Annotated in this window: 10 protein-coding genes; all 10 read left to right on the top strand. The window is 43.3% G+C overall.

The genetic code is table 11. The features are described 5' to 3' along the window. Positions 1 to 210 precede the first annotated feature (210 nt). The 10 genes from MHI01_RS07715 (at position 211) to MHI01_RS07670 (ending at position 13,074) form a co-directional block, all read left to right on the top strand. On the top strand, positions 211 to 1,758 hold the full coding sequence (locus tag MHI01_RS07715; RefSeq protein ID WP_127543821.1) for a response regulator transcription factor: 1,548 nt from the start codon (positions 211 to 213) through the stop codon (positions 1,756 to 1,758). Positions 1,759 to 1,776: 18 nt separating this feature from the next. Then, complete coding sequence (locus MHI01_RS07710) at positions 1,777 to 3,546, top strand: cache domain-containing sensor histidine kinase (RefSeq protein WP_036670305.1); 1,770 nt, start codon at positions 1,777 to 1,779, stop codon at positions 3,544 to 3,546. A 351-nt stretch (positions 3,547 to 3,897) separates the two neighbouring features. After that, positions 3,898 to 5,181: an extracellular solute-binding protein gene (locus tag MHI01_RS07705; RefSeq protein ID WP_235193818.1), complete on the top strand. Its 1,284-nt coding sequence runs from the start codon at positions 3,898 to 3,900 to the stop codon at positions 5,179 to 5,181. A 141-nt stretch (positions 5,182 to 5,322) separates the two neighbouring features. Next, positions 5,323 to 6,213 (top strand): carbohydrate ABC transporter permease, encoded by an 891-nt coding sequence (locus tag MHI01_RS07700; protein ID WP_036610887.1) that lies wholly within the window; start codon positions 5,323 to 5,325, stop codon positions 6,211 to 6,213. Further along, positions 6,206 to 7,036 carry a carbohydrate ABC transporter permease gene (locus MHI01_RS07695; protein ID WP_036609483.1) on the top strand — a complete coding sequence of 277 codons (831 nt, stop codon included), beginning with the start codon at positions 6,206 to 6,208 and terminating at the stop codon, positions 7,034 to 7,036. Before MHI01_RS07700 ends, MHI01_RS07695 begins: the two co-directional genes overlap by 8 nt. A gap of 157 nt (positions 7,037 to 7,193) precedes the next feature. After that, positions 7,194 to 10,241, top strand: a complete 3,048-nt coding sequence (locus MHI01_RS07690) for a glycoside hydrolase family 2 TIM barrel-domain containing protein (protein WP_340982858.1) — start codon at positions 7,194 to 7,196, stop codon at positions 10,239 to 10,241. Positions 10,242 to 10,410: 169 nt separating this feature from the next. Beyond that, positions 10,411 to 10,716: a hypothetical protein gene (locus MHI01_RS07685; RefSeq protein ID WP_340982857.1), complete on the top strand. Its 306-nt coding sequence runs from the start codon at positions 10,411 to 10,413 to the stop codon at positions 10,714 to 10,716. 116 nt (positions 10,717 to 10,832) lie between these two features. Then, complete coding sequence (locus MHI01_RS07680; RefSeq protein WP_340982856.1) at positions 10,833 to 11,108, top strand: hypothetical protein; 276 nt, start codon at positions 10,833 to 10,835, stop codon at positions 11,106 to 11,108. Between the two features lie 127 nt (positions 11,109 to 11,235). After that, positions 11,236 to 11,670, top strand: coding sequence for a hypothetical protein (locus tag MHI01_RS07675; RefSeq protein WP_156946106.1), 435 nt, complete (start codon positions 11,236 to 11,238; stop codon positions 11,668 to 11,670). 336 nt (positions 11,671 to 12,006) lie between these two features. Next, positions 12,007 to 13,074, top strand: a complete 1,068-nt coding sequence (locus tag MHI01_RS07670; protein WP_036670312.1) for a GIY-YIG nuclease family protein — start codon at positions 12,007 to 12,009, stop codon at positions 13,072 to 13,074. Positions 13,075 to 13,156: the final 82 nt, after the last annotated feature.

The raw sequence follows: 13,156 nt of genomic DNA, 5'->3' as shown, positions 1-13,156 counted from the left end.
GGCGAGTCGGGGCTTCTTATTTTGTCGAAATATAGTGTAAACTATAGATAGTTACCATTGCTTAAAGGATCGTTTTAGGATATAAAAAGATGTACAATTAATTTAGAATTAATGTAACCGCTAACACTGGAAAGTGTTTATAACCGATATATAATAGTTGGTATAGCCTGTACAGATATAGAGGAAAGATTAGACAAGGGGGTCGCGATCATGAACCGGTTGTGCAAGGTGCTGATTGTTGACGATGAGTTTCTGGTAAGACAGGGCATAAAGCACCATATGAACTGGGAAGCGGAAGGATTTATCATTGTGGGTGAAGCTTCCAACGGTGAAGAAGGATTACAGCAGGTGAACCTGTTAAAACCGGATATTGTGATCACCGACATTGTCATGCCTGTCATGGATGGGGAAACGTTTGTCCGTACACTAAAAGCCAGTAATCCGCAGATTGAAGTTATTGTACTTAGCAGCTTCAGTGAATTCGAGTATGTACGTTCAACGCTTCAGCACGGGGCAGCCGATTATATACTGAAACCCAAGCTGGATACGAATGAATTATTGCAAGTCCTTCAACGCACAGCGGGTAAAATTCCGGAATTACAGTTCGAGCCGTCGCACGATGGCTGGAGACTTGGGCAACTGATGGAGAAGATGCTGTCCGGATTTACACTGGATGAAGATAGCGAAATGCCGATCATTCGAGATACCTTTCCGTATGAATCCTTTCGCTTGCTTGTGTATAAACCCGTGGGTGCTGGAGGGAATCCACTGAAGATGGATCAGGAGCAGATTGAGTCCAAGCTCCGCTGTGATCTGCCTGAAGTAGAATGTGCAATGGTTCCCGCAGAGGGTACATTACCTGTGATGCTTCTTAATGTCGATCCTGCGAGAGATGAATGGATGCTTGAACGGATCAGACAGTTGGCCAGTGAAAATGCAACAGGAGAAGACAGTCCTGGTTGGGTGCTTAGTGAAAGCTTTACTTCATTTGAACAGATGGGTGTTGTTTACCGGGAACGCCTGATTAAGCTGATTGAATATCGTTTCTATTATAAGGATCGACCAATTCTGGTGTATGGTGAACTGCCTCCAATGCATTCCGCAGGTTACCAGTTTAATGTGAATATGTTTTTGCAGCATGTGAAGCGTAACCGGGTCGAAGCGGCAAGGGAGTATTTACAGGATCATGCAAAAACACTTGGACGGGATTATATTGCCGATGTTTTTGAAATCAAATCATTTCTCGGTAACTTGATATTTAACGTGACCATTACCCTCGCGGATATGGATGTCCAGTCTGCCGGGCTGGAAGAGAGCAAATATACGTATTTTAAAAATGTGGACGGCGCTTCGAGTCTGGACGAAGTCATGACCGTGCTTGATCAATTCATGACGGAAGTTCAGGAGTGCACCGTTGGTGCGGGTGGAAAACGAAGTGATCCCAACATGAAGATGTTGCTGGATTACATGCATGAGCACTTTGATCAGCCGCTCGGGCTTGCTGAAGTAGCCAAGCACTTTCATTTTAATCCATCGTATTTATCCAGTTATTTCTCATCTCACAAAAAAGAAGGATTTAATGAATACTTGAATAAAATTCGGATTGAAAAAGCCGAGGAACTGCTCCGATCCGATGATGTAACGATCTCTGAGATTAGCAGTATGGTAGGTTATTCCGATCATAGTTACTTTTGCAAAGTGTTCAAAAAATTCACCGGATTATCACCAAGCCGATACCGGCGCAAATTCTGGGCATAAAGTCAGAAGGATAAGATCATGAAGAAATGGATGAACCAATTATCTCGTCTCGGATTGTTTCCTAAGTTGTTTCTGGTTATGGTGGTCAGTATTGTCCTCGTTTCTGTACTCATCTTATGGACGACCATTCACATGTCAACCAATCTGTTTACTGAGACGTTCAGTATCACAAACTCCAAGGTGCTTAATCAGATCAAAACAAATTTTGAATCCTTTAATGAGGCCATTGCTGCCGTATCGAATAATGTGACGCAGAGTGGATCGATCCGAGGATTCCTGTCCGAAGGAGATGCCGATTCCCTCACGATGGCCAAATCCTTCTATAATATGAGGGAAACGATGGATCGAATTCAATCCATCACAGAATCCTACGAAGTTGGGATAACAATTATCGGGATTAATGGACGGAGCTATTCCACGAATCGTGCTCACCTTCAGTTGTCCGTGGATGAATTGAAGCAGGAGCCAATTACGATGGAAGCCGCTGAGACGCCGAGTCGTCTTATCTTTGATGTTTACCAAAACGAGGCAACGCTCGGGAGTCAGCAGATGATCTCTGCGACGAAAGCGTTGACGGACCGAACACGCAGCCGGATATACGGTACGCTCTATGTCACGATGAGAGAAGACATATTCCGGCAATTTTACAGCAGCTTTACAAGTCGTGGCAATGATGTGGTCATTATGAATGAAAAAGGTGAGATTGTATCATCGAATCGTGAAGACTGGATCGGAACAACTCAGCTGGATTTGCTATCGTATGCCCGGGATATGAACAACAACTCTCCGAGAAGTATTAATGCTCGTGTGATGGATCAGGATAGCGTTGTGTTATCCGAGTATTTACCGTTCTATCGGTTTTATATTGTCAATGTAGTGGATAAGGATCTGGCGATGGGTCAACTTATCGACATGAAGACGGTTGCCCTGATCTGTGCAGCTATCGTTGTGGGGGCACTCATCCTTGTGTTTCTCATCACCAGCCAGATTACCAAGTCACTGCGCAGACTTGTGAAGCAGATGTCCAACATTACAAAAAGTGATCTGGACAACTATATTCCGGTGAGCGGAAGCTACGAGAGCAGGCAGCTTGGTCATGCTTACAATTACATGCTTGATGAACTGCATGATTATGTGGATCAGTTAGTACAGACACAACATGAACAACGGAACGCAGAGCTTGCGGCATTACAGAGTCAGATTAATCCTCACTTCTTGTACAATACACTTGCATCTGTCAAAGTTCTGGTGCAACAAGGCAACAAAGACAGGGCTGCGGAGACCATTAATGCATTAATTGGATTGTTGCAAAATACGATTAGTGATGTGAGTCAGACTGTTACCGTGGAACAAGAAGTCGAGAATTTGAAAAATTATGTCTTCATTAATCACGTCAGATATGGTGGCCGGATTAAAGCAGCTTTCTACGTTGCTCCGGATTGTACACACTATCATGTACCCAAACTGGTGATCCAGCCGTTTATCGAGAATGCATTTTTCCATGGATTCATCAAGAAAGAAACGGGTACGATTCATGTCATGGTTTCCAGAGCGGGAGAATCACTCATCTGTGAGATTATGGACAACGGGGATGGAATTGAAGGACTTGTCATGGGAGAAACGTTGCCCAATCCAAAGAACAATCGTCAACTATTCAGTGGTATCGGTATTCGCAATGTCCATGACCGTATTGAGTTATTATATGGTTCACCTTATGGTGTCACCATTATGAGTACGGTTGGGGAAGGAACGAGAGTCACCGTTACACTACCTTTAATCACGAGTTGAATCGAAACCCGATTCCATTAAATACACTTAAAATCGAGATCCCTCGCTTCTGTTTTCTACAGAGTCGGGGGATTTTACGTGTCAGAGGTAAAGCGGGTGAAATCATTTTTGTACTATTTCAAGATCAAGAAATTACAAAATCAAAAGAAATTACAAAAAACCAAATTTAATGCAAACGGTTTCTGTAAAGGTTTTCATTGTGGCAATAAGATGACAAATCCGTACAAAATTATTACTAACGAATGGAGATATGGGAATGATAAGATGAATACATCGAAAGCAACCGCTTTCAGAAAACGCAAACAAATTACACACAAAGAGGTCGAAGGGGAGTTGAATGTTTTGAAAAAAATGTGGGTATTGATGCTCGTTACAGTACTGCTGTTGTCCGCATGTTCATCCGGTGGCGGAGGTAAATCCGCTAGTGGTGGTGACGAAAAAACAAACGAAATCACGGTCTGGGCTTGGGACAAAGCTTTTAACGTAGCTGCAATGGAAACAGCAAAAGAAGCATATCAAAAAGCAAATCCTGATGTGAAAATTAACATCATTGAATACGCTCAAGCTGATATCATTCAGAAACTGAACACAGGTCTTAACTCCGGAACTGCCAGTGGTCTTCCAAACGTAGTTCTGATTGAAGACTATCGTTCACAAAGCTTCCTGAATGCATATCCTGATGCGTTCAAAGATCTGTCTTCCAGTATCACGGCTTCCGATTTTGCAGATTACAAACTCGGACCAACAGCGTTTGATGGCAAACAATACGGAGTACCATTTGACTCCGGCGTTGCTGGTTTGTACTACAGAACAGATCTGCTGGAGCAAGCGGGCTACAAAGCAGCTGACCTGCAAGACATCACTTGGGATGACTACATCCAAATTGGTAAAGACGTAAAAGCTAAAACAGGTAAAGAGCTTCTTTCTCTTGACCCGAATGACCTTGGTTTGATTCGTATGATGATTCAAACTGCAGGTAAATGGTATTCCGCAGAAGATGGTAAAACACCTGACATTGCTAATAATGCTGCTCTGAAAGAAGCGTTTATTACTTACAAAGCAATGATGGATGCCAACATTGTTAAATTGCACTCTGACTGGAGTCAATTCGTTGCCAACGCCAATAACGGTAGCGTAGCAACAATTCCTACAGGTAACTGGTTCTCACCATCTGTACGTCAAGAAGCTTCCCAATCCGGTAAATGGGCTGTAGCTCCAATACCGAAAATGGCTGGTCAAGCAAACTCTGTTCACGCATCCAACTTGGGTGGTAGCTCTTGGTATGTTATGAACAACGTTCCTGGCGCAGATCAAGCAGCTGATTTTGTAGCAAAAACATTTGGTTCTGACAAACAATTGTATCAAGATCTGTTGAACAACATCGGCGCAATTGGTACGTACAAACCAGCAGTTGATGGTGACGCGTATGCCAAAGCAGACGAGTACTTCGGCGGACAAAAAATCTTCACAGACTTTGCAAATTGGACGAAAGAAATTCCAAGCGTAAACTATGGTATCAACACATATGCCATTGAAGATATTCTGGTAGTAGAAATGCAAGCATTCCTGAACGGTAAATCAATCGATGACGTTCTGGCTGATGCACAAAAACAAGCTGAAGCACAATTAAACTAAGATACCCAAGGTAACTTATAGAACCCTAGGAAACATCGGAGCCGTCTCCCACGTCCGGCGCAAGTCGAACCGGATATGGCGAGAGGCTCCGTGGGTTCTACCCATGTTCCATGGAGAGAGAGGAGCCATACTGTGAAAGCCATGAATACAGGAGACAGTCTCCAAAAGAAAAATAATTTGACTGGATGGGCTTTTGTTTTGCTGGCTGTTGTCGGGATTGTTGCATTTTACTTCTACCCGATGATTCAAGCGCTGCTCTTATCGTTCAAGTCTGGTGTAGGAGCCAATCTTGAATTTTCGGGCCTTTCTAACTACAAAAGATTGTTAGTTGATACAACGTTCCGTACAGCATTATCGAATACATTTATCTACTTGATTATTCAAGTGCCTGTAATGATTATCCTTGGTTTGTTTATTTCCGTATTGCTGAATGACAGCACACTACGTTTCCGGAGCTTCTTCCGTACAGCGATTTTCTTGCCTTGTGTAACTTCATTGGTAGCGTACTCTGTTGTATTCAAATATTTGTTTGCACCAGATGGAATGGTGAATCAATTCCTGATGGGCTTGCACATTATTGGCGATCCAATTCAATGGATCACAGACCCGTTCTGGGCTAAAATTACGATCATAATCGCCGTTACTTGGCGTTGGACCGGATATAACATGATTTTCTATCTGTCATCCCTGCAAAACATCGATCAATCGATCTATGAAGCTGCAAGAATTGACGGAGCGAATGCTTTTACACAATTCTTCAAAATCACTGTACCTTTGCTTAAACCGATTATCCTTTTCACGTCCATCACATCAACGATTGGTACATTGCAAATCTTCGATGAGATCATGAATATTACCAAAGGTGGTCCAGGTAATGCGACCATGTCGATTTCACAATACATCTACAACCTTTCGTTCAAATATTCACCGGACTTCGGTTATGCAGCAACAGTGTCGTATTCCATCGTAATCTTGATTATTGTATTGTCCATCATCCAGTTTAAAGTGGCAGGTGATAATAAAAATGGCTAAAGCTAAAGCAAAACGGATTTTCACGTATGTGTTCCTATCCATCGTCGCCTTTGTATCCATTTTCCCTTTCTTCTGGATGCTGGTCAGTTCAACAAATGCATCAGTCGATGTCACCAAGGGTAGACTGCTGCCCGGTTCAGCTTTTATTGATAACTTCAACAAACTGATTGATTCGACAAATCTGGTACAGGCTCTCGGAAACTCGGCGATTATCTCTGTGGTCTCCACTCTCTTGGCACTGTTTATTGGTTCCATGGCAGGTTATGGTTTCGAGGTATATCGCACGAAGTCTCGTGACATTGTGTTTAATATCCTGTTGTTATCCATGATGATCCCGTTTGCAGCGATCATGGTACCACTGTATCGTATGTTCGCAACAATCTCGGGAGTTGCACCGGTTATCGGAATCAACACGATGGCAGCAGTGATCCTGCCAACCATCGCAACAGCGTTCCTGATCTTTTTCTTCCGTCAGAACACCAAAATGTTCCCGAAAGACTTGCTGGAAGCTGGACGTATTGATGGTTTGAGTGAACTCGGCATCTTCTTGAAGATCTATATGCCAACCATGAAAACAACATATGCAGCGGCAGCAATCATTACATTCATGAGTAGCTGGAACAACTATCTGTGGCCACTCATTGTATTGCAAACACCTGACCAACAAACGATTCCACTGTTGATCTCAAATCTGGGTGCTGGTTATTCTCCGGATTACGGAGTAATCATGACAGCAATCGTGATTGCAACACTGCCTACAGCAATCGTTTTCTTCATCATGCAGAAACATTTTGTTGCAGGTATGGTAGGTTCCGTGAAGTAATGAAAACAGCATAATCCGTGCAAATGACGGATGCAGGAAAGAAGAGAGGGCGCTGTTATGGCGTACCTCTGTCTTTTTTGTTTATGTAAAGCAAAAGGAAATCCAGCGTAAACCTTGAATAAGTCAAACTATAACGTTTTAAAGGGAGAGAGAGCCGATGAAAGCAACAAAGGCAGATATCAACTGGTTGGGGGACGTAAGTGTATTTGAGGTGAACCGTCTTCATGCCTATTCCGATCACCGTTATTACCAAACAATGGATGAAGCTGTAGGTTCAGGCGCGATGTCCATGCGTTATGATCTGAATGGTACGTGGAAATTCAACTATGCGATTCGTCCAGACAGCCGTTCTGAGTTTTTCTATACATCCGATTTTTCCAGTGAAGGCTGGGATGATATTGAAGTTCCGGGGCATATCCAACTTCAAGGATACGGACAGATTCAATATGTAAATACACAATATCCTTGGGATGGCCTGAACGAAATTCGTCCGCCGGCATTACCACAGGATAAAAATCCAGTTGGAAGTTACATTCGTACATTCCACCTGCCGACAGGTTGGGAGTCGAATCCGGTATATATTTCTTTCCAAGGTGTAGAGTCTGCATTCTATGTATGGCTTAATGGACAATTCGTAGGATACGGGGAGGACAGCTTCACGCCATCTGATTTTGACCTGACGCCATTCCTTCAGGATGGAGAGAACAAACTCGCGGTTGAGGTGTATCAACGCAGCACAGGCAGCTGGCTGGAAGACCAGGATTTCTGGCGTTTCTCCGGCATTTTCAGAGATGTGTATCTGTATACCGTCCCGACTGCACACGTACGTGATGTTCATGTTCGCACAGATCTGGACAAGTCCTATACCAACGGTACGTTGCAACTAGATTTGAAACTGGAAGGAAAAGCGGTTGCTGGAGCGCGAGTAGAGGCTGAACTTCGTGATCGTGAAGGCAATACCGTTAAAACGTTTGAATCCAAAGTTAACGATGGGCAAGTAAGTCTTCGTGAAGATATCGGTACAGTGAACCTGTGGAGCGCAGAGATTCCATACCTGTACCGTCTCTATATTCGTGTATATGATGCTGCGGGTGCACTGGTTGAGGTAGTTCCTCAAGCCGTTGGTTTCCGTACATTCGAAATGATCGATAAAGTGATGCACATCAACGGTAAACGTATCGTATTCAAAGGTGTGAACCGCCATGAGTTCAACCCGCGTCGTGGACGTGCAGTTACGAAGGAAGACATGCTGTGGGATGTTCGTACGATCAAACAGAACAACATGAATGCCGTACGTACGTCACACTATCCAAACCAAAGTCTTTGGTATGAGTTGTGTGATGAATACGGATTGTATGTTATTGACGAGATGAACCTGGAGACACACGGATCTTGGCAGAAACTTGGTGCTGTTGAGCCTTCATGGGTTATTCCAGGTGACAAACCGGAATGGCATGATATCGTTATGGACCGCGCTGTATCCATGGTGGAGCGTGACAAAAACCATCCGTCCATTCTGATCTGGTCTTGTGGTAATGAATCACACGGTGGTGAAGTCATCTACAAGGTATCCCAATACTTCAAATCAGCTGATCCAACACGTCTGGTACATTATGAAGGTGTATTCCATGATCGCCGTTTCGATGAAACAAGTGATATGGAGACTCGCATGTATGCCAAACCGGCGGACATTGAGGAATTCCTGAATGCAAACCCGACCAAGCCGTATATCAGCTGTGAGTACATGCATGCCATGGGTAACTCTATTGGCGGTATGCACAAATATACGGAGTTGGAAGACAAATATCCGATGTATCAAGGTGGATTCATCTGGGATTACATCGACCAATCCATTTATAAAAAAGATCGTTACGGCAAAGAATTCCTCGCTTATGGCGGAGATTTTGGTGATCGTCCATCAGACTATTCGTTCTGTGGCAACGGTATCGTCCATGCTGACCGTAAAGTAACTGCGAAAATGCAGGAGGTTAAATTCCTTTACCAGAACATCAAGCTGTTCCCGGATCGTGAAGGTGTTAAAATCGTGAACGGTAATCTGTTCGCAGATACATCTGCGCTGGAACTGGTATACAGCCTGGAGCGCGATGGACATGAAGTGCTGCGTGGAACATTGGAAGTCAACGTGGATGCCCAAAGCGAGACGATAGTGAAACTTCCGCTGGGTGCAGAAGCTCTGGCGGGCGGTGAGTACGCTGTGAACACTGCATTTGTGTTAAAAGAAGCTACAATGTGGGCTGACAAAGGCGAAGAAGTGGCATTTGGACAGTTTATTTTCACCCAGGATCAGGTAAATGATGCAGTTGAAGTCGACTTGAACCTTGTAAGTGATGTACAAGTTATCGAAGGTGACGTTAACATCGGTGTTCGTGCCGGCAAGACACATGCGCTGTTCTCCAAACAGTTTGGGACACTGGTTTCCCTGAAATTGTCTGGTCGCGAGACGATTGCTGTACCACCTGCACCGCTCTTCTGGCGTGCAATGACGGATAATGACAAAGGTATGGCGATGGGCTTCGAACTGGGAGCCTGGTATGCAGCGAGCCTGATGCCACGTTCTGTAGAGTGGAAAGCGGAACAGAAACCGGATCAATACCGGATCGAGTTCACGTACAAGCTCAACATTTCGGAGGATGTACAAGTGAAAGTGGTATATACCGTTCATGCAGATGGAAGCGTGCGTGTGCATAATGCGTACAAAGGTACAGCCGGATTGCCAAACCTGCCAATTCATGCATTGTCCTTCAGAACATCACCTGACTTCGAAAACGTGGAATGGCTTGCGATGGGACCCGAAGAAAATTATGCAGACCGCGCATTTGGCGCACGTCTGGGTATCCATGGCAGCAAGGTAGCTGATACTATGGCTCCATATCTGGTACCACAGGAATCAGGCAACCGTACGGGCGTACGTTGGGCCAAATTGACAGACAACGCGGGACGTGGCTTCAAAATTGAAGCATCCGGAACTCCGGTTGAGCTGAATGTTTCACCATATACGGCATTTGAGCTGGAGAATGCACAACATGCGTACGAATTGCCTCCTGTACACTATACGGTCGTGACTGTAGCGGGTAAACAAATGGGTGTTGGTGGTGATGACAGCTGGGGTGCTCCAGTTCATCCGGAATACCTGATCCCTTCGGACGGCGAACTGACATTTGAATTTGTCATTCGTGCACTGTAAGTAAAAGGATCATACAGAATAAAGAATGTATTCTATAAAGAACAGAGGTCTTCGCTATCGGAGGCCTCTGTTTTGTTATGTCAACGAACAGCTTGGGAGGCTTGGTATGAAACCGTTCTCTCTCCAACCTCGTAATGTACGAGACAGGAAACATAAGAGGGGGTTCAAGATGAGTACAAAAGCAAAGACAGGTATATGGGTGACGGTGTTGGTCTTCTTGGGTATCATAGTTGGATGTTTCATATGGTATTTCAATACCGCTTCGGGTGAACGTGCACTCAAAACGATGAGGTCCAATAACTCGGGTGGCCTGGAGAGGGTTGTTAAAGTGTACAGCAATAACGGTGAATTGATTCAGACCTATGATGGTAAGATTGACGTGGAAGATACGGAATACGGCAATAAAGTATTATTTGATCTCAATGGGAAACGTGTTGTGATCTATAATGCAACGATTGTTGTTGAAGAGAAGTAAGCGTAATTTGCCAGTCTTGACGAAGCGCTGGTTTGGAATTTGTAATGACACCTTATCTCTTATATGGTAAAATTAAGGAAATGATATAAGGGTCGGGTGAGATTTTTATGGTGGATATGTACCTCATAATCCTAGTTGCTATCTTGGGAATGATCCTGTTCTATAGCTTGATCGCTTATTTCTTGATTCGTTTCATTTCGAAAAAAGCTTTCAAGCTGACGTTAACCAAATATGAAATGATGGAGATTATGACTTGGCTCGCCGTGCTGATTATTACCTTCATGATGATTAAGAATGGTTCAATAAATCTTCTCTTGCCGGTTGTTGCACTCATCATTCCATTGATCAATTTACGACTTTCCAATCGAAAACATCGAGAGCTGAACTCGTAAGGTCTTGCTACGTTGGGGTAAGGCACAAGAGGGATGAACATAGGAAAGGTTGACGGAGATTACATTACTAGCCAACCTTTTTTAGTTTCATTCTGAATGTTGAAAATGAATAAGGAGGAGTTTAGTGGTGATTCTGGGCAGATCAACTGACACTTCAGGTTTAACGCAGCTTGCCAATCTTTCGGATGAGTTGCAGTCTGTTTTTGATCAAGCAGAAAGCAAATATAAAATAGTCGATATTGAACTCTTCTTTGTTTTCAGGTGTCTTCCTGAGGAATACGAGAGAAGGTCCACGGTCAGGCATGTGAAGAAGGAGAATGTCATCTATTTTGATCTGGTGGTCAGTGAGGATCGTTATAAGGCATTAAGCAAAAGCAAACAACGGTATGCGTTAAGCCATGAGTTTTATGCTTTTTTAAGTGAAAAGATCCAGAAATACAAGATTGAACATTTAAAAGTGAATGAGTTTATCGCAGATATGGGCATGTGGCTGAGGGAGATCGGATGGTTGCAGACTGAAGAAGAAGCAGAAATAAGTGAATTTGACGAAAAATATAACTAACTAAATAATGTGATATAAACAACAAAAATAGGCCCTCTTTCGAGGGCCTACTTTTCATGGGAGAGGAGTTAATTCGGCTCATGAGTTCATATATCAAATCGTGAAACCATTGGTAGATTAAGCTTTTCATAAAATATGGAGTAGAGTAGAAATGCTATTTTTGGGCACTTTTTGCGAAGTAGCTCGACAAGTTGGATTATCGTATAGCTCAGGTTAAACCTCTCTTTATGCTGGGAAGCCTTAAACCTTCCAAAAGATACCATCAAAGAATTAAGTTTGGTATGATTGGTTTTGGGAAGACAACCAGCATGAAGCTGCCTGAGGGGGATTTATTCCGTGTATGATATTTATGTAATCACAAATAAAGTGAACGGCAAAAGATATGTGGGATACACGTCAAAGGGATATGAGTCGAGATTCAATGATCATATCAAACAATCTCGTGGATCAAGCGAAAGGTATCTCTGCCGAGCTATAAGGAAATATGGGAAAGACCAATTTTATACCGAGTTAATTGAACAAGTCGAAACACTCGCGGAAGCTGCTGAAAGAGAAAAACACTTCATTGGAAAAATGAAAACCTTTGCTCATAACAAGGATGCGCATGGATATAACGCGACTTTGGGGGGCGAAGGAATGAATGGGGCGGTTTTCTCAAAGGAGACGAGGAAGAAAATCAGCGTCACCCACAAGAAGCGCGGAAGCTGGTCCGGGGAATCGAATCCTAAGTATGGAAAGGGACACCTTGTTAGCGGAATAAACCATCCTCTATTTGGAACTAAGATGTCAATAGACACAAAAGAGAAGATCGGTAATTCAAATAGAGGACGCTTAAAAGGTAACGCTAATCCATCTATAAAGGCTGTAATATGTTATTCCTTGGAGTGTTCAACTGGTTTAATTGAGAAATTCAACTCTTTTTTTGATTTAAGAGATTCATTTGAAAAGAGAGGTATAAAATTGAACCGTAGCAGTGTTCTTGCAGTCATGCGAGGCGGAAAAGGTCGAAAGACTTTTAAAGGTCATATGTTTTTTCGCCAAGATGTCACAGAACACCGAGTCCTAACTGAGATTGAACATAAATTCAAACACGGAATCATTGAACCAGTTGTAATGAAAGATCACAGACAAGGCAGTATCCATCCAAATGCAAAATCAGTCTCTTCTTATGCTGTGGACGTATCAAACGGAGAAATTCATAAGTTTGACTCGTGGTTTGATTTGAAAAGTTGGTTTGATGTTCGAGTCGGTTCCAAGACCAGTTATTCCAACTTATATAATGCCTTAAAAGGCAAGTATCGTCATACCAGAGGATACAAACTTTTCAGAGAAGATGTGACTGACAAAGATACGATGGATGATCTTTTATTGAAATACAACGAGGGCAGAACCTTCAACGACTAGTCGAAAGACGTAGGGCAAAGCGGCTCGAAACGGGAGGCATCCAAGCCTTCTTTTTTTATTGCTTGGATGAAGATATAGTCTG

Origin of the sequence: Paenibacillus sp. FSL M7-0656, from assembly GCF_038003225.1 — a bacterium.
In the GTDB taxonomy this organism is placed as follows: domain Bacteria; phylum Bacillota; class Bacilli; order Paenibacillales; family Paenibacillaceae; genus Paenibacillus; species Paenibacillus amylolyticus.
Note: the sequence above shows the minus strand (reverse complement) of the source record. Positions and strands in the feature narration are given on the sequence as shown.